Source organism: Pseudomonas sp. GW821-FHT09C10 (assembly GCF_059418085.1).
In genome coordinates this window covers 415,742-440,854 of record NZ_JBWKPE010000004.1, presented here as the reverse complement: position 1 = coordinate 440,854, position 25,113 = coordinate 415,742, and the positions used below count along the sequence as shown (strand labels likewise).

23 protein-coding genes are annotated in these 25,113 nt (G+C 60.6%); 9 read left to right on the top strand and 14 right to left on the bottom strand.

What is annotated here, in order from left to right:
• Positions 1 to 62: 62 nt before the first annotated feature.
• From AC07OT_RS11310 to AC07OT_RS11290, 5 genes are all read right to left on the bottom strand, one after another.
• On the bottom strand, positions 63 to 1,292 hold the full coding sequence (locus AC07OT_RS11310; RefSeq protein WP_027608018.1) for a nucleoside recognition domain-containing protein: 1,230 nt from the start codon (positions 1,290 to 1,292) through the stop codon (positions 63 to 65).
• Between the two features lie 98 nt (positions 1,293 to 1,390).
• Complete coding sequence (gene gltP / locus AC07OT_RS11305) at positions 1,391 to 2,722, bottom strand: glutamate/aspartate:proton symporter GltP (protein ID WP_108573568.1); 1,332 nt, start codon at positions 2,720 to 2,722, stop codon at positions 1,391 to 1,393.
• A gap of 727 nt (positions 2,723 to 3,449) precedes the next feature.
• Entirely contained in the window at positions 3,450 to 3,917 is a 468-nt protein-coding gene (locus AC07OT_RS11300; protein WP_027608020.1) for an inhibitor of vertebrate lysozyme family protein, read from the bottom strand.
• A 2-nt stretch (positions 3,918 to 3,919) separates the two neighbouring features.
• Positions 3,920 to 4,084 (bottom strand): DUF1328 domain-containing protein, encoded by a 165-nt coding sequence (locus tag AC07OT_RS11295; protein ID WP_003170804.1) that lies wholly within the window; start codon positions 4,082 to 4,084, stop codon positions 3,920 to 3,922.
• Between the two features lie 83 nt (positions 4,085 to 4,167).
• A complete protein-coding gene (locus tag AC07OT_RS11290; RefSeq protein WP_065938050.1) occupies positions 4,168 to 4,452 on the bottom strand; it encodes a hypothetical protein in 285 nt (94 codons plus the stop codon).
• A gap of 378 nt (positions 4,453 to 4,830) precedes the next feature.
• Here AC07OT_RS11290 and algB point away from each other — a divergent pair, with 378 nt between their 5' ends.
• Together algB and AC07OT_RS11280 are read left to right on the top strand one after the other, a co-directional pair.
• Entirely contained in the window at positions 4,831 to 6,177 is a 1,347-nt protein-coding gene (gene algB / locus AC07OT_RS11285; RefSeq protein ID WP_027608022.1) for a sigma-54-dependent response regulator transcription factor AlgB, read from the top strand.
• A 10-nt stretch (positions 6,178 to 6,187) separates the two neighbouring features.
• Positions 6,188 to 7,975, top strand: coding sequence for a KinB sensor domain-containing domain (locus tag AC07OT_RS11280; protein WP_115488290.1), 1,788 nt, complete (start codon positions 6,188 to 6,190; stop codon positions 7,973 to 7,975).
• A gap of 7 nt (positions 7,976 to 7,982) precedes the next feature.
• Here AC07OT_RS11280 and AC07OT_RS11275 read toward each other — a convergent pair whose 3' ends face one another.
• From AC07OT_RS11275 to AC07OT_RS11250, 6 genes are all read right to left on the bottom strand, one after another.
• Entirely contained in the window at positions 7,983 to 8,759 is a 777-nt protein-coding gene (locus tag AC07OT_RS11275; RefSeq protein WP_495108088.1) for an N-acetylmuramoyl-L-alanine amidase, read from the bottom strand.
• An 87-nt stretch (positions 8,760 to 8,846) separates the two neighbouring features.
• Entirely contained in the window at positions 8,847 to 10,922 is a 2,076-nt protein-coding gene (locus AC07OT_RS11270; RefSeq protein WP_495108087.1) for a GGDEF domain-containing protein, read from the bottom strand.
• The gene (locus tag AC07OT_RS11265) at positions 10,919 to 11,797 is read right to left on the bottom strand and encodes an endonuclease/exonuclease/phosphatase family protein (RefSeq protein WP_065937860.1); all 879 of its coding nucleotides are present in this window, start codon (positions 11,795 to 11,797) and stop codon (positions 10,919 to 10,921) included. Before AC07OT_RS11265 ends, AC07OT_RS11270 begins: the two co-directional genes overlap by 4 nt.
• 10 nt (positions 11,798 to 11,807) lie before the next feature.
• Complete coding sequence (gene dsbA, locus AC07OT_RS11260) at positions 11,808 to 12,443, bottom strand: thiol:disulfide interchange protein DsbA (RefSeq protein WP_027608027.1); 636 nt, start codon at positions 12,441 to 12,443, stop codon at positions 11,808 to 11,810.
• A 169-nt stretch (positions 12,444 to 12,612) separates the two neighbouring features.
• Positions 12,613 to 13,239 (bottom strand): c-type cytochrome, encoded by a 627-nt coding sequence (locus tag AC07OT_RS11255; protein ID WP_495108086.1) that lies wholly within the window; start codon positions 13,237 to 13,239, stop codon positions 12,613 to 12,615.
• Positions 13,240 to 13,272: 33 nt separating this feature from the next.
• Positions 13,273 to 13,575 (bottom strand): c-type cytochrome, encoded by a 303-nt coding sequence (locus AC07OT_RS11250; RefSeq protein WP_027608029.1) that lies wholly within the window; start codon positions 13,573 to 13,575, stop codon positions 13,273 to 13,275.
• Between the two features lie 192 nt (positions 13,576 to 13,767).
• Between AC07OT_RS11250 and yihA the strand changes: the two genes are divergently transcribed.
• Positions 13,768 to 14,409, top strand: coding sequence for a ribosome biogenesis GTP-binding protein YihA/YsxC (gene yihA, locus AC07OT_RS11245; RefSeq protein ID WP_027608030.1), 642 nt, complete (start codon positions 13,768 to 13,770; stop codon positions 14,407 to 14,409).
• A gap of 269 nt (positions 14,410 to 14,678) precedes the next feature.
• Here yihA and polA read toward each other — a convergent pair whose 3' ends face one another.
• Positions 14,679 to 17,462 (bottom strand): DNA polymerase I, encoded by a 2,784-nt coding sequence (gene polA, locus AC07OT_RS11240; protein WP_495108085.1) that lies wholly within the window; start codon positions 17,460 to 17,462, stop codon positions 14,679 to 14,681.
• Positions 17,463 to 17,536: 74 nt separating this feature from the next.
• Between polA and AC07OT_RS11235 the strand changes: the two genes are divergently transcribed.
• Both AC07OT_RS11235 and AC07OT_RS11230 read left to right on the top strand, forming a co-directional pair.
• The gene (locus AC07OT_RS11235) at positions 17,537 to 17,827 is read left to right on the top strand and encodes a DUF2782 domain-containing protein (RefSeq protein ID WP_027608032.1); all 291 of its coding nucleotides are present in this window, start codon (positions 17,537 to 17,539) and stop codon (positions 17,825 to 17,827) included.
• Positions 17,828 to 17,883: 56 nt separating this feature from the next.
• The gene (locus AC07OT_RS11230) at positions 17,884 to 18,837 is read left to right on the top strand and encodes a homoserine kinase (protein WP_495108084.1); all 954 of its coding nucleotides are present in this window, start codon (positions 17,884 to 17,886) and stop codon (positions 18,835 to 18,837) included.
• A 31-nt stretch (positions 18,838 to 18,868) separates the two neighbouring features.
• On the opposite strand, the gene AC07OT_RS11225 is transcribed toward AC07OT_RS11230, so the two are convergent.
• Positions 18,869 to 19,798 (bottom strand): zinc ABC transporter substrate-binding protein, encoded by a 930-nt coding sequence (locus AC07OT_RS11225; protein WP_092356040.1) that lies wholly within the window; start codon positions 19,796 to 19,798, stop codon positions 18,869 to 18,871.
• A 58-nt stretch (positions 19,799 to 19,856) separates the two neighbouring features.
• Here AC07OT_RS11225 and zur point away from each other — a divergent pair, with 58 nt between their 5' ends.
• From zur to AC07OT_RS11205, 4 genes are read left to right on the top strand one after another with little or no spacing between them, the layout of a single operon-like run.
• Positions 19,857 to 20,339, top strand: a complete 483-nt coding sequence (gene zur, locus AC07OT_RS11220; RefSeq protein WP_026136513.1) for a zinc uptake transcriptional repressor Zur — start codon at positions 19,857 to 19,859, stop codon at positions 20,337 to 20,339.
• Positions 20,339 to 21,124 carry a zinc ABC transporter ATP-binding protein ZnuC gene (gene znuC / locus AC07OT_RS11215; protein WP_495108083.1) on the top strand — a complete coding sequence of 262 codons (786 nt, stop codon included), beginning with the start codon at positions 20,339 to 20,341 and terminating at the stop codon, positions 21,122 to 21,124. The genes zur and znuC overlap by 1 nt, the downstream gene beginning before the upstream one ends.
• Positions 21,117 to 21,905, top strand: coding sequence for a zinc ABC transporter permease subunit ZnuB (gene znuB, locus AC07OT_RS11210; protein WP_092488099.1), 789 nt, complete (start codon positions 21,117 to 21,119; stop codon positions 21,903 to 21,905). The genes znuC and znuB overlap by 8 nt, the downstream gene beginning before the upstream one ends.
• A 37-nt stretch (positions 21,906 to 21,942) precedes the next feature.
• Positions 21,943 to 22,662: a PA5502 family lipoprotein gene (locus tag AC07OT_RS11205; protein WP_495108082.1), complete on the top strand. Its 720-nt coding sequence runs from the start codon at positions 21,943 to 21,945 to the stop codon at positions 22,660 to 22,662.
• Positions 22,663 to 22,711: 49 nt separating this feature from the next.
• Here AC07OT_RS11205 and katE read toward each other — a convergent pair whose 3' ends face one another.
• Positions 22,712 to 24,853, bottom strand: a complete 2,142-nt coding sequence (gene katE / locus AC07OT_RS11200; RefSeq protein WP_495108081.1) for a catalase HPII — start codon at positions 24,851 to 24,853, stop codon at positions 22,712 to 22,714.
• Positions 24,854 to 25,113: the final 260 nt, after the last annotated feature.

The following is a 25,113-nucleotide window of genomic DNA, read 5'->3' as shown; positions in this document are numbered from 1 at the left end:
TGTGGATCTGTGAACACATTCAGAATATGGGAGGGGGCTTGCTCCCGATAGCTATTTAAGCCTCAGCCAAAGAACCAGTAGCACACCGCAATCGCCGCCACTACACCGGCAAACTCAGCCAGCAACGCGCACCCTACGGCATGCCGCGCCCGCTGGATGCCCACCGAACCGAAGTACACCGCCAACACATAAAAGGTGGTTTCCGTACTGCCCTGAATCGTCGCCGCCACCAACGCCGGGAAGCTGTCCACGCCCTGGGTCTGCATGGTCTCGATCAACATCGCCCGGGCCGCGCTGCCGGAGAAGGGCTTGACCATTGCGGTCGGCAAGGCGTCGACAAAACGCGTGTCCATGCCCGTCCAGGCCACCACATGGCGAATGCCTTCGAGGCCCAGGTCCAGCGCGCCGGAGGCACGCAACACGCCCACCGCACAGAGCATCGCCACCAGGTACGGCAGCAGGTTCTTGGCAACGTCGAAACCTTCCTTGGCGCCTTCGACAAATGCTTCGTAGACCTTCACCTTGCGCAGTGCGCCGATCAGCAGGAACAGCATGATCAGGCCGAACAACGTGAGGTTGCCGAGGATTGACGACAACCCGGCCAATGCGGTGGCCGAGAGGGTCGCCAGCAGGGCCATGAACCCACCCAGTACCAATGCGCCTGGAACCAGGTAGGCCAGCACCACCGGGTCCCACAGCCGCAGGCGCTGCATCACCGCCACCGACAGCAGGCCCACCAATGTGGATGCGCTGGTGGCCAGCAGGATCGGCAGGAATACCAGGGTCGGATCGGGCGCACCTTGCTGGGCGCGATACATGAAGATCGTCACCGGCAACAGGGTCAGGGAGGATGCATTGAGCACCAGGAACAGGATCTGCGCGTTAGTCGCCGTGTTAGGGATGGGATTGAGCTCTTGCAGCGCCTTCATGGCCTTCAGGCCGATAGGTGTCGCTGCGTTATCCAGGCCCAAGCCGTTGGCGGCAAAGTTGAGGGTGATCAGGCCAATGGCCGGGTGACCGGCCGGCACTTCCGGCATCAGGCGCAGGAACAGCGGGCCCAGGGCCTTGGCCAGCCATTCGACAATCCCGGCTTTTTCGGCGATCCGCAGGAAGCCCAGCCATAACGTCAGGGTGCCGAACAACAGCACCATCACTTCCACCGACAATTTGGCCATGGCGAAAATGCTTTCGACCATCGCCGCGAAAATCCCGGCGTTACCGCCCACCAGCCATTGCGCCAGTGCTGACACCATTGCCACGACAAAGAAGCCAAGCCACAGGCCATTGAGCATCAGTTGAATCCCCCGAAAGATGGGGCGAATGATAGCGGGGCTGGCAGAAACGACAAACCCCGGAATGATCCGAGGCTTGTGTCAGCGCAATCGTACGATCAGCCGCGAGTGATCTCGCCGGCCGGCAGCGCTTCCTTGGTGCGCCAGTGCGGCAGGGAGTTCCAGTAGCGCTCGCCCTTGGCGTCGTCGTACATGCCTTCCCAACGGGAGATGACCAGCACGGCCAGGGCGTTGCCGATCACATTCAGGGCGGTGCGGGCCATATCCATGATGCGGTCGACACCGGCGATGAACGCCAGGCCTTCCAATGGGATGCCCACGCTCCCCAGGGTGGCCAGCAGCACCACGAAGGATACGCCCGGTACACCCGCGATGCCTTTGGAGGTGACCATCAGGGTCAATACCAGCATCAGTTGCTGGCCGATCGACAAGTCGATGCCATACAACTGGGCGATAAAGATCGCCGCGATGCTCTGGTACAGGGTCGAACCGTCGAGATTGAACGAGTAGCCGGTCGGTACCACGAAGCTGCAGATGGCCTTCGGCGCGCCGTAGGCTTCCATCTTCTCGATCACGCGCGGCAGCACGGTTTCGGAACTGGCGGTGGAGTAGGCCAGCACCAACTCGTCCTTGAAGATGCGGATCAGCTTGAGGATCGAGAAGCCGAACAGGCGAGCGATCAGGCCCAGCACTGCAAAGGCGAAGAACAGGATGGCGACGTAAACCAGGATCACCAGCTTGGCCAATGGCAGCAACGAAGCGAAGCCGAAGTTCGCCACGGTCACCGCGATCAGTGCGAATACGCCGATGGGGGCGTATTTCATGATCATGTGGGTGACTTTGAACATGCTCTCGGACACGCCCTGGAACATGGTCACCAGCGGCTCGCGCAAATCAGGCTTGAGGCTCGACAGGCCCAGGCCGAACAGCACGGAGAAGAAGATGATCGGCAGCATCTCGCCACGGGCCACCGCGGCGAAGATGTTAGACGGGATCAGGTTGAGGATGGTCTGGATGAACGCATGCTCATGCTGCACCTCGGCGGCGGTCGCCTGGTACTTGGAAATATCGACGGTACCCAGGGTACTCATGTCGATGCCTGCACCGGGGTGGAACAGGTTGGCCAGCAGCAGGCCGACCACGATGGCGATGGTGGTGACCACTTCGAAGTAAAGGATGGTTTTGACGCCGATGCGCCCGAGTTTTTTCGCGTCACCGACACCGGCAATGCCGACGATCAACGAGGAAATCACAATCGGGATCACGATCATCTTGATCAGGCGGATAAAGATATCGCCCGCTGGCTGCAACACATTGCTGATCCACCAGGCCTTTTCAGCACTGAAATGGTTGAGCACTGCGCCGATTGCAATCCCTAGCACCAAACCGATGAGGATCTGCCAGGCGAGGCTTAGCTTTGCCTTCTTCATGTCATTACCCTTACTTCAAGTGAACTTAAGGCAAATGCGCCAGCTGCAACGCTCGAAAGCGAAAAAGTGTGTGCATCTGCCTCCATGGAAGGTCACCGCAGCATGGCCGAAATGGCTTACTGGCAGGCGAAAAAAGGCGCAACTATTCCCATGCAAGGGGACGACGTCTAATGCCGTAAACGCCTACCCCATACCGAATCGGCATGGCTTTTTTTCATAATAACTGTCCGAACGGTCAGTTCAAATGTGACATTTTGTCCGGTGAATATGCCGTGAACCGGCCAATTCAGGCTCGCGCAGAGATTCTGGTCGTCTTGGAGAGGTTGGCAGAAATGCCCGAGAACTCTGCCGTCGAGCGTCGGAAACGTCCTATGGCGCGGGCAAAACTTTCTCGATAGATGGTCGCCCCGACACACCCAGAAATGGTTGGTCGAAAGCAAAATCAGGATTTGCGGCTATGGGCGGCATATGAAGCGGGAATAAGAGTCATAAGCCCGCCGCAAGTTCAGCAAGCCGTGGGCTTGTGAACCTGCGTCGCAGCTTTTCGCCTGACCCGGCCCTTGCGCAGGCACTCCCTGTGCCCGTAGGTCACGCCGATCCCGATTGATCAGAGCAACCCGGCCCCCTGGTCATGCATCACCCTTGGCGGGCAATGCAGACAGAAAGAAGCGCGGGGCTTCTTTCCATGGACGCTGATTGCGCAGACGACAGACGCGTCAGACGCAACCTAGTACCAATTCGGATCTTTCTTCAGCTGCTCCATGAGCAGCTTTTGCATGCCTTCGTCCGGCTTACCGATAAACCGATAATCGGCGTGCCGCGTCGGGGACTTGTCCGCCGGCAAACCGGCCGGGACTTCCACCAACATGGCGTAGGCATCTTCCTTGTCGAGGCTGAAGGCGACGATCAGGCGCTTTTGGAGGCATGTATCCGCAGTCTCGCAGAGCGGCCCCACCAAGTACTTGTCGCCATCTTCTTCCACGGCATTCATTTGCTCGGCCGTGCCCGACAGGTTCATCACCCATTCCGGCAGGCGCTCTTCTTTCTTTACCACGCCTTGCCAGGTCTCGCGGTATTGCGGGTCCGCACTGAGCAATTCGTTGGCTCGGGATTGGCCGTCATTGGCGGCCATCGCCAAACCGCTGCCGCCCAAGAGCAGGGCGGCAGCAATGGCTTTGAGGGACAAAGTGGTCATATTCAGCCTCGGCCGCGACGACCAAAGAAGAACGAAGCAATGAACATCACCAGGAAGACGACAAAGAGAATCTTGGCGATACCCGTGGCGGTGCCCGCGATACCACCGAAGCCCAAGACTGCAGCCACAATGGCGATGATCAGAAATGTGATTGCCCAACTCAACATGGTGATTCTCCTTACGCTTCTTTTAAGAGGTAACAGCGGTAGTGCCGGACGGGCGCTCGACATCAAGCGACCGACGTTCTTGCTTAAAACACCCAACGCTCTTGAGTCGGCAGCTCGCCCAGGGTGGAATCCTGGTCGGCCACACGCAATTGCGGGGCGGTTACATCGGCGCTACGGGTGCCAATGGAACTGAAATGGGTCTGGGTCGTAACCGGACGGTCGAACGATGGGGCTTGCTGCTGACTCTGCTGCCATTGCTGCAACTGCTGGCCTGCAATCAGCGTGACCATCAGGGCCAGGCTGGCAAACAGCCCTTGTTGCAAGCGCAGTGGCGATACACGCAGTTGGCTGAGGCTTTGGCGAGTCATGCTGCATTTCTCCCACATTCTGATTATTCGTTGGGATAGCTATTGCAGAGCGCATGCCAGCTTTTTTATAAAATAAACATCAATAAAATCAACAACTTAAATATATGCATTAGGTCATTCGCCCAGCATCCTGCACGATGCCCTCTACTACGCCGTGCGAAATGCACGATGGTCAGTGGTCGGATGAAGGGATAGAAAGCAAAGAGGGTGGTGCCGAAGGGGCAGACAGCATGAAAACGCTGTCAGGCGGGACTTCGTAGGAAGCCGCGCAGATATCTGCACGACATCGCCTTTTATCGATCAGAATAAACCATGCAACTTGCCCGATTATTCCGGGACTAAACACCATCATTTATATAGTTAAGGAGCGCGGGACAGATGGAATCAGCCAAGGAACTTCAAGGCCGCATTCTTTTAGTGGATGACGAGTCCGCGATCCTCCGCACCTTCCGTTATTGCCTGGAAGATGAAGGCTACACCGTCGCCACCGCCAACAGCGCCGCCCAGGCCGATGCCCTGATGCAACGCCAGGTGTTCGACCTGTGCTTCCTGGACCTGCGCCTGGGTGAAGACGATGGCCTGGTGGTATTGGCCCAGATGCGTATCCAGGCGCCATGGATGCGTGTGGTGATCGTGACCGCCCATTCCGCCGTGGATACCGCCGTGGACGCGATCCAGGCCGGTGCCGCCGACTACCTGGTCAAGCCTTGCAGCCCCGACCAACTTCGCCTGGCCACCGCCAAACAGCTGGAAGTACGCCAACTCTCCGCGCGCCTGGAAGTATTGGAAGGCGCGGTACGCCAGCAGAAAGACGGCCTCGACTCCCACAGCCCGTCAATGATGGTTGTGCTTGAAACCGCACGCCAGGTGGCGGGCACCGATGCCAACATCCTGATCCTCGGCGAGTCCGGCACGGGTAAAGGCGAACTGGCCCGGGCCATTCACGGCTGGAGCAAGCGCGCGAAGAAATCCTGCGTGACCATCAACTGTCCGTCCCTGACGGCAGAACTGATGGAAAGCGAGCTGTTCGGCCATAGCCGTGGCGCCTTTACCGGTGCCAGTGAGAGTACGCTGGGCCGAGTTAACCAGGCGGACGGCGGTACGCTGTTTCTCGACGAGATCGGCGACTTTCCCCTCACTCTGCAACCCAAGTTGCTGCGATTTATCCAGGACAAAGAGTATGAGCGCGTGGGCGACCCGGTCACCCGTCGCGCCGATGTGCGCATCCTGGCCGCCACCAACCTGAACTTGGAAGACATGGTGCGCGACGGCCGCTTCCGTGAAGACTTGCTGTATCGCCTCAACGTCATCACCTTGCACCTGCCACCGCTGCGCGAGCGCAGTGAAGACATCCTCACCCTGGCAGACCGTTTCCTGGCGCGCTTCGTCAAGGAATACGCCCGCCCGGCGCGAGGCTTCAGTGATCAGGCGCGCGAAGCGCTGCTCAACTATCGCTGGCCAGGCAATATCCGCGAACTGCGCAACGTGGTGGAACGCGCCAGCATCATCTGCCCACAGGAAAAGGTCGAAATCATCCACCTCGGCATGGCCGAGCAACCGACCAATAACGCCCCACGAATTGGCGCGGCGCTGAGCCTGGACGAGCTGGAGAAAGCCCATATCGGCGCCGTACTGGCCACCAGCGATACCCTGGACCAGGCCGCCCGCACCCTCGGCATCGACGCGTCGACCCTGTACCGCAAACGCAAACAGTACAACCTGTGAGCTGCACCCTATGAAGCTAGCGATGAAACTGCGCACTCGGTTGTTCCTGAGTATCTCAGCGCTGATCACCGTCGCCTTGCTGGGTCTGATCCTGGGTCTGGTCAGCGTCATGCAAATGGCCAAGACCCAGGAGTCCCTGATTCGCAGCAACTTCGTCACGCTGGACCTGGGACTCAAGCTGCGCCAAAGCCTGGGCGACCAGCTGATCATGATGCTGGAACATCGCCCCGATCCGCAGGCATTGCAAAGCTCAAAGCAGCATTACTTCGACCTGCTGGACCAAGGCATCGCCCATGAGCAACGTGACGGCCATAGCCACGGCTTCAGCCAGGCGCGGGCCCAATACCAGGACCTGCTGGACGCCTTCGAGCAATCCCAGCAGGCGTCGCCACCACCGGGCAGCAAGGAAAAACTCACCGAAACCTTCAATGTGCTGCGTAACGGGCTGATTGCCGAACATAAGCAGGCCTTGGAAAACATCAGCACCAGCGAACATAAATCCCGCGCACGCGCCTTGCTGATCGCCGGTTTGCTGGGGTTGGTGGGCCTTGCCGTGCTGATCATCGGATTTGTCACGGCCCATGGCATCGCCCGGCGATTTGGCGGCCCGATCGAAGCGCTGGCAAAAGCAGCGGACAAGATCGGCCAGGGCGATTTTGAAGTGACGCTGCCGCTCTCTTCGGCAGCGGAAATGAACCTGTTGACGCGTCGCTTCGGCCTTATGGCCGAGGCGGTGCGCCAGCATCAGGCGACTAACGTTGACGAGTTGCTGGCCGGCCAGCAGCGCCTGCAAGCCGTGCTCGACAGCATCGACGACGGCCTGCTGATGATTGACCGCCAAGGCCGCCTGGAGCATCTCAATCCGGTTGCACAACGCCAATTGGGCTGGGACGAGGAACGCCTCGGCCAAGGCCTTGGCGAAGCCCTGGTGCGCCCGGAGCTGGATGAACAACTGCAACTGGTGTTGCGCGGCGGCACCCTGGAGCGCGCGCCGGAGGACCTGGAAGTCGAAGTCGAGGGCGAACTGCGCCTGCTGACCTACAGCCTCACCCCTGTCAGCCATACCCAGGGACATATCCTTGGGGCGGTGATGGTGCTGCACGACGTCACCGAACAGCGCGCCTTCGAGCGAGTGCGCAGCGAATTCGTCTTGCGCGCCTCCCATGAACTGCGCACGCCGGTGACCGGCATGCACATGGCGTTCGGCCTGTTCCGTGAACGCGCGAAGTTCCCGCCGGACTCCCGTGAAGCGGACCTGCTGGATACGGTCAATGAAGAAATGCAGCGCCTGATGCAGTTGATCAACGACCTGCTCAATTTCTCGCGCTACCAGAACGGCCTGCAGAAACTCACCTTGGGCCCCTGCGACGTGACCGATCTGCTCGAACACGCCCGCGCGCGCTTTGTGGAGCCCGCCAATGCGCAACACATCGAACTGCTGGTAGAAGTGCAATCCGACCTGCCACGGCTGTATGCCGACCAGGCGCAATTGGAACGGGTACTCGACAACCTGCTGGGCAATGCCCTGCGTCATACCGCCGACGGCGGGCAGATTCGCCTGCAGGCCCGACGTCATGGCGAACGGGTGATTATCAGCGTCGAAGACAACGGCGAAGGTATCGCTTATGGCCAGCAAGGGCGCATCTTCGAACCCTTTGTCCAGGTTGGGCGCAAGAAGGGCGGCGCCGGCCTGGGGCTGGCGCTGTGCAAGGAGATCGTGCAATTGCACGGCGGCCGTATGGGGGTGTATTCGCGGCCGGGGCAGGGCACCCAGTTCTATATGGCGCTGCCCTTGTAGGCGCCAGCTAGCGCCGGTTCAGGGCACGCAGGATGGCAGCACTTTCGGCATCCGGCACGCCATCGAACCGGGATGGCCGGAAGCGCATCTGGAACGCCGCGATCACATGGCGCGTGGCGACATCCAACTCACCCGTCTGGGGTGTCGGGTAACCGAAGAGCGCCAATTCTTCCTGGAACCAGGTGATGCTCGGCAATTCAGCGGCGTACTGCACCTGGAAACGGGCGACGGCCTGGGCATCCGGCCACACACTCAGGCCTTCATCGGCCAGGCGCTTCCAGGGGAACAGCGGCCCCGGGTCGAGCTTGCGCAGCGGCGCGATATCGCTATGGCCGATGATGTTCCTGGGGTCGATGCCATTGCGCTTGCTGATGTCCTTGAGCAGCACCACCAGCGATTTCACCTGGGCCTCGGAGTAGGGGTACCACAAGCGGCCTGTGGGGGTGTCCTTATAGCCCGGGTTTACGATCTCGATGCCGATGGAGCTGGAATTGAGCCAGGTACGCCCCATCCACTCGCTTTCTCCCGCATGCCAGGCACGTTGGCTCTCATCCACCAGCTTGTAGATGGTGGCGCCGGCGTCGTCACCGATCAGGTAGTGAGCGCTGACCTGGCCGTGGGTCAGCAGGGCGAGGGAACGCTCAAGGTTGGTGGAGGTGTAGTGCACGACCACGAACTGCACGCGATTGTCGTGGTTCGCCGAAGGGTGGCGGGTGTCCAGGCGCGGACCACTGGCGCAGCCGGCGAGCAGAAGAAATACACAGGCGAAGTACAAGGATTTCATGGCGGAAGACAGTACGCTGAAGACGATAATGCAACAGTGTAACGTACCGTTTGTGACCAGCGGTCAAATTACACGATGGAACGCCTTTTACGCGGCCTGCACCTGATTACGCCCAGCCGCCTTGGCCCGATACAACGCCTCGTCGGCTCGCTTGAGCGCCAGCTCACTGCGCTCACCCGGCTGCAGTTGCGCCACGCCCATGGACACGGTAATCGTCACCGGCTCGCCCTTGAAGTGGAACGGGCAGGCCGCAATCGCAGCACGTAATACTTCACCCACTGCCAGGGCGTCCGAGAGGGACGAGTCAGGCATCAGCAACACAAACTCCTCACCGCCAAAACGCGCGATAAAGTCATTGGGGCGCAGGCGCTTGCGCAGGACGTTGGCGATGATTTTCAGCACCTTGTCACCCGCCAGATGGCCGTAGCCATCGTTGATGCGCTTGAAGTGATCCAGGTCCAACATCGCCAGCGACAGGCTATTGCCACGCTGGTGCCAGGCATTGACCTCATGGTCCAGCCGCTCGCTCCAGGCCGCACGGTTAGGCAAACCGGTGAGCGGATCGATCAGGGCCTTCTGGCGCTGCACCTCCAGGTGCTCGCGGTAGCCTTGGGCTTCCTGCTCCATATTGGCGACCCGCTCGGCCAGGCCTTTCAGGCGCGCCGCCACTTCCTGTTCGCGCTGGTCACGTTGTTGCTGGTGCTCGTCCATGGTCCCGAGCAAACCCTCCAGATGGCTTTCGAGCACCTGCTTGAGGCTGTCCAGGTCCGCGGCTTCCTGGACACTGCTTTGCAGGCCGTCGACCTGTTCGCGAATCTGCGTGTCCAACTCCCTGGCCGCGGAGCGGCTGTCGGCATGGCCGTCGCTGGCCACCTGCAGATGGCCCTGGAAGGCTTCAAGGCGTTCGTTGAGCTGTTTGAGGTAAGCCTCAAACTCGTGCTGGCCGCTGTCGGTGATCGCCAGCATCAGCACCGCCAGGTCATCGAGGATCGGCAGCAATTCGTACCAATTCAAGCCGTGGGCCAAGCGCTCACGCATGGCTTCGGCCTGGGGCCGATGGCGCTCAGGCAGGGCCAGTTCCTCCAGCAGGCCGATCAGGGTGTCTTCGATGTGCTTGGCCACGGAGCTGTACGATGGCTCCGGTGAATCCGGCAGGGAGTAGAGGCCATCCGATTGAAGTTCATCGGGGTCCGGTTCTTCGACGTCAAGAACCGGAGGGAACGAGAGGCTGCCGATCACCGTCTCCTGCGGCGCCTCGACGGCAACCTGCGGCGTTTCGATAAAGGCGGCGAGCGCGCTTTCGGTGGCGGGCTCTTGCAACTGCGGCTCAGGCTCCCCGGGCTCGACAGGTGCTGGAGATACGTCGACAGGCGCAGCTACTGCCGCCCTTTGGGCAGGCGCCTCGTACACAAACTTTTCACTGGCGACATCGGCAGCCTTGGCGGGCGCTGCGGCTTCGGGCTGCGCGGCAAGCGGCGACTGAGGCGCCTGAGGCTGCGGCGCAAAGGCCCGCAACGCTTGCGTCAACTCGTCGGACTGTTCGGGCTCCTGGGGCTCGGCGGCAAGCTTGGGGGCAACAGGGGCCGGCGGCGGACTGGGGATGGGCTCGCTGGCCGGCGCCTCGCTCGAAGCGTCCTTGGCCCCAAACAGGCGTTGCAACAGGCCCGGCCCGGGACGCACGGTTTCACCGTCCGGCTCCAGGTTATCCAGCACCTGCCCTTGCAGGCTGCTCAACTCGCTGAGCAGCAAGGGAATCTCGCGCGCCTGGCTGACGCGGCCGTCCAACTGCTTGGCAAAGGTTTTCAGTGGACGGGCGACCTCACGGGGCAGCGGCAGCTTTTGCAACTGCGTGACCAGGGAGGTCAGTGCAGTGCTCATCTGCTCGATCCGGGTTTCGCGGCGCTGCTCCGAATCCAGTACCGCCTTCTCCAGGCGCGGCAGCAAAGCGGCGAGGGCGGCATCCATGTCGTCGGTACGCACGACGTCGCGCATTTCCTTCATGCATTGGTCAACTGCGCGGTCGGTGCCTTCCGCCGCCAGTGTGCTGCGCACCAGCCCACGACGCAGCAGGTCGAGGCGAGCAGCCCAACGGCGCTCGAGCTTTTCTTGTTGCTCGATGCTTAACAGGTATTTCTCTTTCCAGCGCTGGGCGTCGTCGCTCATGCAAGGGGTCCGCGAGGGCCGGGGCTCAACGCGGGCAATGCATCAGCCGTGAGCGAACCCGGCAGACGAATCTCTACCGCGACTGGCAGGTGATCGGAGATGGGCTGCGCCAGCACCTGCACACTCTCGAGTGTGAGGCTCGGGCTGAGCAGGATATGGTCAAGACAGCGTTGCGGGCGCCAGCTGGGGAACGTGGCTTCGACTTGCGGCGCCAGTAGCCCGAGGTCACGCAACGGGGAATTCAGCAGGAGGTCGTTCGCATGGGTGTTCATGTCACCCATCAACACCTGATGCTTGTAGTTGCCGATCAGGTCGCGCACGTAGGCCAACTGCAGGTTACGCGTACGCCCCCCGAGCGCCAGGTGCATCATCACCACCACCAAGGCCTCAGGCCCTTCACCAAAACGCACGAGAATCGCCCCGCGCCCCTTGGGGCCCGGCAATGGGTGATCTTCGATGGAGGTGGGCTTCAAACGGCTGAGCACACCATTACTGTGCTGCGCCAGGCGCCCGAGGTTGCGATTGAGCTGCTGGTACCAGTAGGGGAAGGCCCCGAGGTGCGCCAGATGTTCGACCTGATTGATATAGCCGGAGCGCATGCTGCCGCCGTCGGCTTCCTGCAGGGCGACCAGGTCGAAATCATTCAACAGGTCGCCGATCTTCTGCAGGTTACCGGCCCGGCCGTTGTGGGGCAGCAAATGCTGCCAGCCACGGGTGAGGTAGTGCCGGTACTTCTCGGTGCTGTTGCCCACCTGGATATTGAAGCTGAGCAGGCGCAGGCGGTTGTCTGCCGGCAAACCTGTGGACTCCAGGTGATGTTCGTTGACCTGCGGTTCACGCAGGCCAACCACACGTTCAGTACCCCAGCGGCGCATGAGGAGCCCCTTACTTGGCTGCGCGTTCTTTGGCGATCAACTGGTCGGCAACGTTGAGGGTCGCTTCAGGACCACCGGTGGTGCCCAGGTCGAAACGGTACTTGCCGTTGACAATCATGGTCGGTACGCCTTGCACGCCGTACTTCTGCGCCAGTTCCTTGGCCTGCTTGATCTGGCCCTGGATGGCGAAGGAGTTGAAGGTGGCCAGGAACTTGTCCTTGTCGACGCCTTGGGTGGCAATGAAGTCAGCCATTTCGTCCGGTTTGGTCAGGCGCTTGCCTTGTTTCTGGATGGCGTCGAATACCGCGTTGTGGACCTTGTGCTCCACCCCCATGGCTTCCAGGGTCAGGAACAGTTGGCCGTGGGCATCCCATGGGCCGCCGAACATGGCGGGGATGCGCTTGAAGTTCACGTCCTTGGGCAGCTTCTCGACCCAAGGGTTGATGACCGGCTCAAAAGCGTAGCAATGCGGGCAGCCGTACCAGAACAGCTCCACCACTTCGATCTTGCCCGGCACCGAAACGGGCACTGGGTTGGCCAATTCAACGTAGGTTTTACCGGCTTCAAGCGGCACATCGGCAGCTTGCGCGGTCATGCCGAAGAGGCTGGCAGTGACGAGAGCGGCGCTGAGGATCAGATTACGCATGCTTTACTCCTGGACAAATAAAGTCGCCTCACGCGACCTTTGTTGTGACAGGTCTACGCGGGCATGAGTTCGTTAGTGTAACGGCAGCGGCCACAAAAAAGGGCGGCCTAAGCCACCCTTTTTATGCTTGCATCGATGGATTAATCGAGCGTTAACGTTGCCGGGGCACTTAGTGCAGGCCCTGGATGTAGCTGGAGACGGCGGCGATGTCCTCGTCACTCAGCTTGCGGGCGATGGTGCGCATGATTGCCGCGTCGCCATCATTGGCTCGCCCGGCCTCTTCCTTACGGAAATCGGTCAGCTGCTTGGCAATGTAGGTAGCGTGCTGGCCGCTCAGGTGCGGGAAGCCGGCGGCGGCTATGCCCGCGCCATTGGGCGAGTGGCAACCGGTGCAGGCAGGCAGGCCTTTATCCAGGTCTCCGCCGCGGAACAATTTTTCGCCACGAGCAACCAGTTTCGGATCAGCAGCTCCCACACTGCCTTTCTGGCTGGCAAAATAAGCCGCGAGGTCTGCCAGGTCCTGATCACTGAGGTTGGTCAGCAGGCCGGTCATTTCCAGGACCGTGCGCTTGCCATCCTTGATGTCGTGCATCTGCTTGGTCAGGTAACGCTCACCCTGGCCGGCCAATTTGGGGAAGTTCGGTGCCGGGCTGTTACCATCCGGCCCATGGCAGGCACCACATACGGCGGCTTTCGCTTGACCGGCAGTGGCATCACCTTTAAAGGGGCCCTCTGCGGCGAAGGCAACACCGGTGATGCCCAAGGTCAACAGCAGACTCACGATCAGTTTGTTCATCAGCTAATCCAACTACGGCTAAGGGTTTAAGAGTTATCTACCGGGTTTACTCACCATCAACTCAATGATGGCCTGGTAATCCTCGGTACTGCAGTCCATGCACAAACCACGCGGCGGCATTGCCTTGAAACCCTGGGTCACGTGTTGCACCAGCGTGTCCATGCCCTGCGCCAGTCTTGGCGCCCAGGCTGCCTGGTCACCCCGTTTCGGGGCGTTCGGCAGTTGGCCGGCATGGCAAGCCACGCAAACTCGGTTGTACACCGCTTCCGGATCCTGTGTAGCCTGAGCGCCATACAGCGGAACCAGGGCACCGAAAGCGAGCAACCATCGGGTCATACATCGACCTTTTCAGGGTTTGAGAGCGTTTTGCGTTCTAATGCGCAATAAAGGTCTATCGCTCCCGTGAACTTCATCCTTCGCTGGGACAAAGCACACACAAAATCTGCGGCATTATATACTGGCGCTACTGAAACGGAAACGACACCGCTTGCCGCACCCTTTTTCGGCACCGCCCACATCGGAAATCTCATGCAACTCAAGAACCCCATCCTCGGCCTGTGCCAACAGTCCACCTTCATGCTCAGCGCCGCCAAAGTTGACCAATGCCCCGATGACGAAGGCTTTGAAGTCGCCTTTGCCGGTCGCTCCAACGCCGGTAAATCCAGCGCACTGAACACCCTGACCCACGCCAGCCTCGCGCGCACCTCGAAAACCCCGGGCCGCACGCAGTTACTCAACTTCTTCAAGCTAGACGATGATCGGCGTCTGGTCGACCTGCCGGGCTACGGTTATGCAAAAGTACCTATCCCGCTGAAGCTGCACTGGCAGCGTCACCTGGAGGCTTACCTGGGTGGCCGCGAGAGTTTGAAGGGGTTGATCCTGATGATGGACATCCGTCATCCAATGACCGACTTCGACCTGCTGATGCTGGATTGGGCGGTTGCCAGCGGCATGCCGATGCATATCCTGCTGACCAAGGCCGACAAGCTCACCTACGGCGCCGCCAAGAACACCCTGCTTAAAGTGCAGTCCGAAATCCGCAAGGGTTGGGGTGACACAATCACCATCCAGCTGTTCTCGGCCCCCAAGCGCATGGGCCTGGAAGATGCCTATACCGTGCTGGCCGGCTGGATGGAGTTGGCTGACAAAGGCGCGGAACTCGCGGAGTAACTTTTCTGCGGGCAAAAAAAACCCCGGACTTCGTATGGGGAGGGGAAGTTCGGGGTTCAAGTACCGGACCGCTAGGGCGGGGTCCGGATATCTGCCAACACTTAACACAACATAGGAGCATTGAAGGGCTTCACCACCCATTCAGTAACTCTGAGTAGCAGTTCACAGGTTAAGTTCCGGCAGGTTCAAAAAACTATTGGAAATAACTGAAGCGGATTTCCGATCTAAAGCACTGCGCCACCACCCTCGGTGGTGGCGCCGCCGCCAAATCAGTGCGCTTCGTCCCAGTTGTCGCCTACGCCAACGTCCACCACCAACGGCACATCCAACTGCGCGGCCGCGCTCATGTGCTCGCGAATCTTCTCGCTGACCTCTGCCACCAGATCCTCACGCACCTCCAGCACCAATTCATCGTGTACCTGCAGGATAACCTTGGCATCCAGGCCCGACGCGGTCAGCCAGTTATCCACCAGCACCATGGCTTTCTTGATGATATCCGCCGCCGTGCCCTGCATCGGCGCGTTGATCGCCGTGCGTTCTGCAGCCGCGCGCTCCTGAGGCTTGTTGGAGTTGATATCCGGCAAATACAGCCGACGTCCTAAGAAGGTTTCCACGTAGCCTTGATCGGCAGCCTGGGCGCGGGTGCGCTCCATGTACTCGCGAACCCCCGGGTAGTGGGCGAAGTACACATCAATGTAAGCCTTTGCAGTCTTGGTATCGACACCGATGTCCTTGCCGAGCTTCTGTGCCCCCATGCCGTAGATCAGGCCAAAGTTGATCGCCTTGGCACTGCGACGCTGATTGGAGGTGACCTCAGCCAATTCAACCTTGAACACCTCGGCCGCCGTGGCGGTATGCACGTCCAGGTCGTTACGGAACGCATTCATCAGCCCCTCGTCCTTGGACAGGTGCGCCATGATCCGCAGCTCGATCTGCGAATAGTCCGCCGCCAGCAGTTTGTAGCCCTTGGGCGCGACAAATGCCTGGCGGATGCGTCGCCCTTCGGCGGTGCGCACCGGGATGTTCTGCAGGTTCGGGTCGCTGGAAGACAGCCGCCCGGTCGCCGCCACCGCCTGATGGTAAGAGGTGTGAACACGCCCGGTCCGCGGGTTGATCTGCTCCGGCAAGCGGTCGGTGTAAGTGCTTTTCAGCTTGCTCATGCTGCGGTACTGCATCAGTACCTTGGGCAGCGGATAGTCATCTTCGGCCAGCTTGGCCAGCACTTCCTCTGCCGTGGATGCCTGGCCCTTGCCCGTCTTTTTCAGCACCGGCAGGCCGAGTTTCTCGTAGAGAATCGCGCCGAGTTGCTTGGGCGAACCCAGGTTGAACTCTTCGCCGGCGATCTCGAACGCCTGGCGCTCCAGTTCAACCATCTTGTTGCCCAGCTCGATGCTCTGGACACCGAGCAGCTGCGCATCCACCAGGGCGCCCTGGCGTTCGATACGCGCCAGCACCGGTACCAGGGGGATTTCGATGTCCGTCAGCACACTTGCCAGGCTCGGTATTGCGGTGAGCTGTGCGTACAGTGCCTGATGCAGGCGCAGCGTCACGTCGGCATCCTCGGCGGCATAAGGGCCAGCCTGTTCGAGCGGGATCTGGTCGAAGGTCAGCTGCTTGGCGCCTTTGCCGGCGATGTCCTGGAAACTGACGGTGTCGTAGTCCAGGTACTTCTTGGCCAGGCTGTCCATGTCATGGCGGGTCGCAGTGGAATTCAACACGTAGGATTCAAGCATGGTGTCGAACGCGATACCGCGCACGCTGATGCCATTCGCCGGGTCACCGCCGATGGCACAGTTGGCCAGGATATTCATATCGAACTTGGCGTGCTGGCCGACCTTGAGCTTGCTCGGGTCTTCCAATAATGGCTTCAAGGCCAGCAGCACGGTGTCGCGATCCAGCTGCTGCGGCGCACCGATATAGGAATGGGTCAGCGGGATGTAGGCGGCTTCATGGGGCTGCACGGAGAAGGAAACCCCCACCAGTTGCGCCTGTTGAGCGTCGATCCCGGTGGTTTCGGTGTCGAAAGCGAACAACGTCGCGCCGTTGAGCTTCTTCAGCCAGGCATCGAATGTGGCTTGGTCGAGGATCGTGGTGTAGGTCGTTTCTACGGGTGCCGCAGGCGCGGCCTCAACAATGTCCTCGGCAACAGGCGCGGCCTTGAGCTCCACTCGCTTGGCATCGCGCTGAATCTCATCGAACCAGCTCTTGAACTCCAGCAGGGTGTAAAGCTCCAGCAACTTTTCGCGATCCGGCTCAATCAGGTGCAAATCGTCCAGACCCACGTCCAGCGGCACATCGATCTTGATCGTCGCCAACTGATAGGAGAGAAATGCCATCTCCTTATGCTCTTCCAGCTTCGCCGGCAGCGTCTTGGCACCCCGGATCGGCAGGCTCGGCACAATGTCCAACTGCTCATAAAGTTCTTTGAGGCCGCCGTTCACCCCCACCAGCAAGCCGGAAGCGGTCTTCGGACCAATGCCCGGAACGCCCGGGATGTTGTCGGACGAATCGCCCATCAACGCCAGATAGTCGATGATCTGCTCCGGAGCGACGCCAAATTTCTCCTTTACGCCCTCGATGTCCATCGAGCTACCGGTCATGGTGTTGACCAGGGTAATGTGCCCGTCGACCAACTGCGCCATGTCCTTATCGCCGGTGGAGATCACCACCGGACGGTCAGCGGCGGCACTGCTGCGGGCCAGGGTGCCGATCACGTCATCGGCCTCGACGCCTTCGACGCACAGCAAAGGGAAGCCCAGGGCGATCACGCTCTGGTGCAGGGGCTCGATTTGCACGCGCATGTCATCGGGCATGCTTGGGCGGTTGGCCTTGTATTCGGCGTACATGTCATCGCGAAACGTCCCACCCTTGGCGTCGAACACTACCGCGAACGGGCTGTCCGGGTACTGCTTGCGCAGGCTTTTGAGCATGTTCAACACGCCCTTGACCGCACCGGTCGGCAGGCCTTTGGAGGTGGTCAGCGGTGGCAGCGCGTGGAACGCGCGGTACAGGTAAGACGAACCGTCCACCAGGACGAGGGGGGCTTGGCTCATGAGCAGGATCAACCTTTTCGGCGGGTCAGGCGCTAGAATAGCCGGACCAATGAAAACAAAGGGACAAGGTTATCATGCGTACATTCAATCGCCTGCTGTTGACCGGCCTGATTGCACTCGCTCCGATGGCTGCCATGGCGGCAGACGGCGCGCCTTCGGGTGATCCGGAAGTGACCATTCGTACGGAAGGCGACCGGACCATCCAGGAGTACCGTCAGAACGGTTTCCTGTATGCAATCAAGGTGACCGTAAAAGGCGCGCCTCCGTATTTCCTGGTACGCGCGGATGGAACCGACGCGAACTTCATCCGCTCTGACCAGCCGGATATGCTGATCCCGTCATGGAAGATCTTCGAATGGAAATGATTTCTTAACTTCAATTGGCGCCGCCCACTGCGGCGCCCGTACTGGCAGTTTTAACCATGTCTGTGTTCACCCCCCTGGCTCGGCCCGAGCTGGAAACTTTTCTCGCCCCCTACGGGCTCGGCCGCCTGCTTGACTTCCAGGGGATTGCCGCTGGTAGCGAAAACACCAATTTCTTTATCAGCCTGGAACAGGGCGAGTACGTCCTAACCCTGGTTGAGCGCGGCCCCGTGCAGGAAATGCCGTTCTTCATCGAACTGCTCGACGTGCTCCACGACGCCGACCTGCCGGTGCCCTACGCCCTGCGCACCACCGATGGCGTTGCATTGCGCGAACTGAAAGGCAAACCAGCCCTGCTGCAACCACGCCTGGCCGGCAAACACATCAAGGACGCCAACCCACAGCATTGCGCCCAGGTCGGCGACCTGCTCGGCCATCTGCACTTGGCGACACAAGGCGAGAAGGTACTGGAGCGCAAGACCGATCGCGGTCTGGACTGGATGCTCAGCGAAGGTGCGCAGCTGATTTCGCACCTGGACGATGCGCAGCAAAGCCTGCTGCAAGCAGCATTGACTGAAATCGAGGCCCATAAGGCCGAGATCCTCGCCCTGCCACGCGCCAACGTGCACGCCGACCTGTTCCGTGACAACGCGATGTTCGAGGGCACGCACCTGACGGGTCTGATCGACTTCTACAATGCCTGCTCGGGCCCGATGCTGTACGACGTGGCGATCGCCCTGAATGACTGGTGTTCACACGCCGATGGCGTGATTGATGGCCCGCGCGCCCGAGCGCTGCTGGGTGCCTACGCCGGCCTGCGGCCGTTCACGGCCAAGGAGGCCGAGCTATGGCCAACCATGTTGCGGGTGGCGTGCGTGCGGTTCTGGCTATCACGCTTGATCGCCGCTGAGTCGTTTGCTGGGCAGGATGTGTTGATCCACGATCCCGCCGAGTTCGAGCATCGGTTGACGCAGCGTCAGCAGGTCAGCGTTCACCTGCCGTTCGCGCTCTAAGGACCAACCCGGTCAAAATGTGGGAGGGGGCTTATAACGACTCCAGGCACCCTGCCAAGTCGTTCCCCAATTTCTCCAGCACCTGCTCATAACCCTGGGCCGTGGCGGGGGTGTAGCCGCCCAGCGCATCCAATTCCGCCAGCTTCACCGGCAAACCTGCCACCAGGGTTTCAGCCAGACGTGGACGCAACGGCGGCTCACTGAACACACAGGTCTTGCCCACTTCCTGCAAACGCGTACGCATCGCCGCCACATGCTGGGCGCCAGGCTGCACTTCGGCAGCAACGCTGAACACGCCAGTGTGCTTGAGCCCGTAGGCGTCTTCAAAGTAATCAAAGGCTTCGTGGAACACGAAGTAAGGTTTGTCACCGATGCTCGCCAGGCGTTTTTTCAGGCGCGCATCCAGTGCATCAAGGCGCTCGTCGAAAGCCTTGGCATTACTCTGATAACGCGCGGCGTTCACGGGGTCGGCTGCACTGAGGTCAGCGGCCATACGCGCTGCGATCACCCGAGCGTTCACCGTGGACAGCCACAGGTGCGCATCCAGGCTACCCGGGCGGTGATCATGGTCATGTTCGTCGGCATCGTCGGCGTGGGAATGGCTATCTTCGGCGAAACGACGCAGTTTCATCCCCGGCAGGTCTTGAACCGCTACGGTCGGCGCGGTACGCCCCTTGAGCACGCGAGGCAGGAAGCCCTCCATGTCCGGCCCGATCCAATACAGCAGATCGACCGACTGCACACGCCGTACGTCGGATGGGCGCAAGGCAAAGTTATGGGGCGATGCACCCGGCGGCAGCAACACCTCCGGAACCGCCACACCGTCCTGCACGGCAGCGGCAATCAACTGCAATGGCTTGATGCTCGTGAGCACCTTGACCTCGGCCTGAGCGGCCCCAGCGAGGAACAAACTGGTGACAAATACGACAAAAACGGGAAAAAGTCGGGACACGATGACCACTCAATGACGTAGGAACGGGTAACATAATAACGTCTCTATCAAATATCTGTCGCCGCTCATGCCTAAAACACCGCTTGCCAGCCGTCCACACGACCACTCTCACTGCGTGCATACCGCGCTGTCGGAGGCCGACACCCTGTGCGCTCAGAAAGGCTTGCGCCTGACCGCCCTGCGTCGCCGGGTGCTGGAACTCGTCTGGCAGAGCCACAAGCCCCTGGGTGCCTACGACATCCTGGGCGTGCTCAGCGAGCAGGACGGCCGCCGGGCCGCGCCGCCGACCGTGTACCGTGCGCTGGATTTCCTGCTGGAAAACGGCCTGGTGCACCGCATTGCCTCGCTCAACGCCTTTGTCGGCTGCAACCACCCGGAACACGCGCATCAGGGCCAGTTCCTGATCTGCCGCGAGTGCCACGCCGCCATCGAGCTTGAACAAAAGAGCATCAGCGACGCCATCATCAAGAGCTCCGCCGACGTAGGCTTCCGGGTCGAAGGGCAGACGGTCGAAGTGGTCGGCCTGTGCTCGGGCTGCCAGGGGGCTTGATGAGCAATGCGTTAATTCGCCTGGAGCAGGTCGGCGTCACGTTTGCCGGGCAAAACGTGCTGGATAACATCGCGTTGAGTGTTGAGCCGGGGCAGATCGTCACCCTGATCGGCCCCAATGGCGCCGGCAAGACCACCCTGGTGCGCGCCGTACTCGGCCTGCTCAAGCCCGACACCGGCAGCGTGTGGCGCAAGCCCAGGCTGCGCGTGGGCTACATGCCGCAAAAGCTGCACGTTGATTCGACCTTGCCCTTGTCTGTACTGCGGTTTTTGCGCCTGGTGCCCGGTGTGGACCGCGCCCGCGCGCAGGCGGCCCTGAAGGAAGTCGGCGCCGAGCAGGTCATCGACAGCCCGGTGCAAAGCATCTCCGGCGGCGAAATGCAGCGCGTGCTGCTGGCCCGTGCCCTGTTGCGCGAGCCCGAGTTGCTGGTGCTGGATGAACCCGTGCAGGGCGTCGACGTCGCCGGCCAGGCCGAGCTGTACAGCCTGATTACCCGCCTGCGCGACCGTCATGGCTGCGGCGTGCTGATGGTCTCCCATGACTTGCACCTGGTGATGAGCACCACCGACCAGGTGGTATGCCTCAACCGCCACGTGTGCTGCTCCGGCCACCCGGAGCAAGTCAGCAGCGACCCGGCGTTCGTCGAACTGTTCGGCAAGAATGCCCAGAGCCTGGCGATCTATCACCACCATCACGATCACGCCCATGACCTGCATGGCGCTGTCGTTGACGATCCCGCGACACCCCACACCCACGTTCATGGAGATAGCTGCAAGCATGGCTGATTTTCTGCTTTACGCCCTGCTGGCAGGCTTGGCTCTGGCGCTGGTGGCGGGCCCACTGGGCTCGTTCGTGGTCTGGCGGCGCATGGCGTACTTTGGCGACACCTTGTCCCACGCCGCGCTGCTGGGCGTGGCCATGGGCTTCCTGCTGGATGTGAGCCCGACCATCGCCGTGACCGTGGGCTGCCTGCTGCTGGCGGTACTGCTGGTGACCCTGCAACAGCGCCAGCCACTGGCCTCGGACACCCTGCTGGGCATCCTGGCGCCGAGCACGCTGTCCCTGGGCCTGGTGGTGCTGAGCTTTATGCATGAAGTGCGCATCGACCTGATGGCCTATCTGTTCGGCGACCTGCTGGCGATCAGCCCCACCGATCTTGCCTGGATTCTCGGCGGCAGCGCCGCAGTATTGGTGCTGTTGGTCGCCCTGTGGCGCCCACTGCTGGCCATCACGGTGCATGAAGAACTGGCCAGGGTCGAGGGCTTGCCCGTATCCGCGTTGCGCATGGCCCTGATGCTGCTGATTGCCGTGGTGATCGCTGTCGCGATGAAGATTGTCGGCGTATTGTTGATCACATCGCTGTTGATCATTCCCGCCGCCGCCGCCCAGCGCCACGCCCGCTCGCCGGAGCAGATGGCAATCGGTGCCAGCCTGTTGGGGATGCTGGCAGTGTGCGGGGGCCTGGCGTTGTCATGGTTCAAGGACACGCCGGCCGGACCGTCGATCGTAGTCACGGCGGCCGCCCTGTTTCTGCTGAGTTTTGTCCTGCCCCGTCGAGGGGTGTAGACTTGCTCGCTTTTTGCGCAAATAGAGAGTCGCAGGAATGAAGCTGTTCACCTCCCGTTATCTGCTCCTTGCCGCGTTTTCCCTGCTGCTGGGCGCCTGTCAAAGCACACCGCCCGCCGCCCCAGAGGCCCCGGATCCGCGTGCTGCGGCCATCGCGCAGCTGGAGCAAAACCTGGCCAGCAGTGAGCTGGCCACCGCCGAAGACCAACTGGCCTCGCTGCAGGCCCAGTCGCCCAATGACCCGACGCTGGAACCCTACCAACGTCAATTGGCCGAGGCTTACTTGCAGCGCAGCCAGATCGTGCTGCAAAAAGGCGACGTAAACGCCGCCGCCACCGCCCTGAGCCGTGCCCGCGCGCTGATGCCCAAGGCACCGGCGCTGACCGGTGGCGTCAACAGCGCCATCACCCATGCCCGTAAAGTCGAGCTGGATAAAGCCGAAGAGGCCCTCAAGGCCGCCGAAGCCAAGCCCGCTGCCAAAGTCATCGACCCGGCCGCGCCAAGCACCACCGTGGCGCTGAACCTTACTGATATTGAAGCGCTGCGCCATCAACTGGATGCGATTGCCACCGACGTGGTGAATTACCAGTGCGATGTGACGATCCAGGCGCCGCGCACCCAGGATTACCCGTGGCTGGCCACATTGCTGACCAAACGGGTGAAGCGTATTGATTCGGGGTATGGCCTGAAGATCCACCGGCAGATTCTGAAACATATTCCGGCGCAGGTTGTGCTGACTCCGCGCAAGGCGGAATAAAGCATCGGGGGCTTGCCCCCCGATGGCAATCTAACAAACAACCAAAAAATCAGGCCGGAATCGCCTTAGCCTTCGGCTCACGATCCCAAACCCGATGCTGTGCAATCGCGGCAAAAAACGCCTTGAAAGCTTTCGCATCCGAGCCAACGATCAACCCCGCATCCGCCTCTAGCTTCAGCAGATCCAGCAGTGGCTTCACGTCACTGGCAACTGCAATCGCCTTCAGGTGTTTGTAGGCCTCCAGAACGTAATGCAACGCCACACCATCGCCGCTCAGTGCTTTCACCGACTCTTTCCCGCCAGGGATAAACACCGCATCAAACGCAATCGACGGCATGCCTTCCATCGACGCATCCACCGGCAGGCTCTTGCCATCTGCCGTCTTCACCGGCGCCGAGGTCGGCCCCAGCAACTTCGCATGGGCACCTTCTGCCTCCAGGGCTTTTTTCAGCGCATCGATCGCCGCGCCGTCCACACCGTTAGCCGCCAGAATCGCGACTTTGCGCGTTTTGATATCACCCGATAGCAGGTTCACCTGGCTCAACGCCGGCGACTCTTTCAGCGACGTCTTACGCGGCGGCACCGTGCCTTTCGTCGGCGCAGGCAAACCAAGGTTCTGCGCGACACGCTTGGCCAGCTCCAGATCGATATTGGCCAGAATCTCGTTGACCTGCCGCGCGCGGATAAACTCGCGCTCCACCTTGCCCAACTCGAAGCTGTAGGCCGCGATGATGTGCTCTTTCTCGTGGTGGCTCATGCTGTGGAAAAACAGCGCGGCTTGCGAGAAGTGGTCGCCAAACGACTCACTGCGCTCACGCACCTTATTGGCGTCGACGCGCTCGTAATAGGTCTCAAACCCCCCGTCCTGGGCAGCCGGTGGGGTTTCTTTCGGCCAACCGCCATCAATCGAATTCGGCTCGTACGCGGCACGGCCCTTGTCGATCACGGTGCGGTGCTGGGCATCACGCTGACCGTTGTGGAAAGGCACCACAGGTCGGTTGATCGGCAGCTCATGAAAGTTCGGACCACCGAGACGGCTGATCTGTGTATCCGTGTAGGAAAACAGACGGCCTTGCAGCAAAGGGTCGTTGGTGAAATCAATGCCCGGCACGATATGACCCGGGCAAAACGCGACCTGCTCGACTTCGGCAAAGAAGTTATCCGGGTTGCGGTTCAGCACCATCTTGCCCAGCGGTGTGATCGGCACCAGTTCCTCGGGGATGATCTTGGTCGGATCGAGCAGGTCAAAGTCGAACTTATGCTCGTCTTCTTCCGCAACGATCTGCACACCCAACTCCCACTCAGGGTAGTCGCCGCTTTCAATCGCCTCCCACAGGTCACGACGGTGGTAATCGGTATCTTTACCGGCAAGCTTTTGCGCTTCGTCCCACACCAGGGAGCAGGTGCCGACCTTCGGGTGCCAGTGGAACTTCACAAAGCTGGACTTACCTTCGGTATTGATCAAGCGGAAGGTGTGAATGCCAAACCCCTGCATGGCACGCAGGCTTTTTGGAATGGCGCGGTCAGACATCGCCCAGATCACCATGTGCGCCGACTCCGGCTGCAACGAAACAAAATCCCAGAACGTATCGTGAGCCGAGCCGCCGGTAGGAATTTCGTTGTGCGGCTCAGGCTTTACCGCATGCACGAAGTCGGGAAACTTGATCGCATCCTGAATGAAAAACACCGGCATGTTGTTGCCGACCAGGTCGAAGTTGCCCTCGTCGGTGAAGAACTTCACCGCGAAACCGCGCACGTCACGCACCGTATCGCCCGAGCCACGCGGGCCCTGCACGGTGGAGAAACGCACGAACACCGGGGTTTTATGCTCGGGGTTACGCAGGAAACCCGCCTTGCTCAGCGCGGAATGGTTTTCATAGGTCTGGAAATAGCCATGGGCGCCTGTGCCCCGGGCATGCACGATGCGCTCGGGGATACGCTCATGGTCAAAGTGCGTGATTTTTTCACGCATGATGAAGTCTTCCAGCAGCGAGGGGCCGCGGGCGCCGACTTTCAAGGTGTTCTGGTTGTCGGAAATCTTCACGCCTTGGTTGGTACGCAGGGCCTGGCCGGTCGCATCGGAACGGAATTCCTCCAGGGCCTGCAGCTTGGCGTTGGTGTTGCCACGGTCCAGGGTATTGGTGCCCGCGAGCTCACTCTTCGACGGGGTGGCTGGCTTCTTGGTACTCATCAGTCAAAACTCCTTATTCAAAGTGGCCAGAGCGGTCCCCGGCTCGTTTGAGCAAAACCCCAGGCACGGCACCTGGGAAATCGAGTTGCTTAAGTAGTGACTGACACGGTTTTGCACCGTTCCTTTTTTGTGACCTTTGATCGCGTTATTGCCAAATCACTGGTTGAATGCGAAATAAATGCTAAGAAACGCTATACGGACAGGCTAAAATGCGCGCCCGGCTAACCGCTGATCCCTTTTCAATGCGCCCCACAAGGTTC

Coding starts and splice junctions, on each gene's coding strand:
- AC07OT_RS11310 (WP_027608018.1), bottom strand. CDS start 1,292: ATGCTCAATGGCCTGTGGCTTGGCTTCTTTGTCGTGGCAATGGTGTCA.
- gltP (WP_108573568.1), bottom strand. CDS start 2,722: ATGAAGAAGGCAAAGCTAAGCCTCGCCTGGCAGATCCTCATCGGTTTG.
- AC07OT_RS11300 (WP_027608020.1), bottom strand. CDS start 3,917: ATGACCACTTTGTCCCTCAAAGCCATTGCTGCCGCCCTGCTCTTGGGC.
- AC07OT_RS11295 (WP_003170804.1), bottom strand. CDS start 4,084: ATGTTGAGTTGGGCAATCACATTTCTGATCATCGCCATTGTGGCTGCA.
- AC07OT_RS11290 (WP_065938050.1), bottom strand. CDS start 4,452: ATGACTCGCCAAAGCCTCAGCCAACTGCGTGTATCGCCACTGCGCTTG.
- algB (WP_027608022.1), top strand. CDS start 4,831: ATGGAATCAGCCAAGGAACTTCAAGGCCGCATTCTTTTAGTGGATGAC.
- AC07OT_RS11280 (WP_115488290.1), top strand. CDS start 6,188: ATGAAGCTAGCGATGAAACTGCGCACTCGGTTGTTCCTGAGTATCTCA.
- AC07OT_RS11275 (WP_495108088.1), bottom strand. CDS start 8,759: ATGAAATCCTTGTACTTCGCCTGTGTATTTCTTCTGCTCGCCGGCTGC.
- AC07OT_RS11270 (WP_495108087.1), bottom strand. CDS start 10,922: ATGAGCGACGACGCCCAGCGCTGGAAAGAGAAATACCTGTTAAGCATC.
- AC07OT_RS11265 (WP_065937860.1), bottom strand. CDS start 11,797: ATGCGCCGCTGGGGTACTGAACGTGTGGTTGGCCTGCGTGAACCGCAG.
- dsbA (WP_027608027.1), bottom strand. CDS start 12,443: ATGCGTAATCTGATCCTCAGCGCCGCTCTCGTCACTGCCAGCCTCTTC.
- AC07OT_RS11255 (WP_495108086.1), bottom strand. CDS start 13,239: ATGAACAAACTGATCGTGAGTCTGCTGTTGACCTTGGGCATCACCGGT.
- AC07OT_RS11250 (WP_027608029.1), bottom strand. CDS start 13,575: ATGACCCGATGGTTGCTCGCTTTCGGTGCCCTGGTTCCGCTGTATGGC.
- yihA (WP_027608030.1), top strand. CDS start 13,768: ATGCAACTCAAGAACCCCATCCTCGGCCTGTGCCAACAGTCCACCTTC.
- polA (WP_495108085.1), bottom strand. CDS start 17,462: ATGAGCCAAGCCCCCCTCGTCCTGGTGGACGGTTCGTCTTACCTGTAC.
- AC07OT_RS11235 (WP_027608032.1), top strand. CDS start 17,537: ATGCGTACATTCAATCGCCTGCTGTTGACCGGCCTGATTGCACTCGCT.
- AC07OT_RS11230 (WP_495108084.1), top strand. CDS start 17,884: ATGTCTGTGTTCACCCCCCTGGCTCGGCCCGAGCTGGAAACTTTTCTC.
- zur (WP_026136513.1), top strand. CDS start 19,857: ATGCCTAAAACACCGCTTGCCAGCCGTCCACACGACCACTCTCACTGC.
- znuC (WP_495108083.1), top strand. CDS start 20,339: ATGAGCAATGCGTTAATTCGCCTGGAGCAGGTCGGCGTCACGTTTGCC.
- znuB (WP_092488099.1), top strand. CDS start 21,117: ATGGCTGATTTTCTGCTTTACGCCCTGCTGGCAGGCTTGGCTCTGGCG.
- AC07OT_RS11205 (WP_495108082.1), top strand. CDS start 21,943: ATGAAGCTGTTCACCTCCCGTTATCTGCTCCTTGCCGCGTTTTCCCTG.
- katE (WP_495108081.1), bottom strand. CDS start 24,853: ATGAGTACCAAGAAGCCAGCCACCCCGTCGAAGAGTGAGCTCGCGGGC.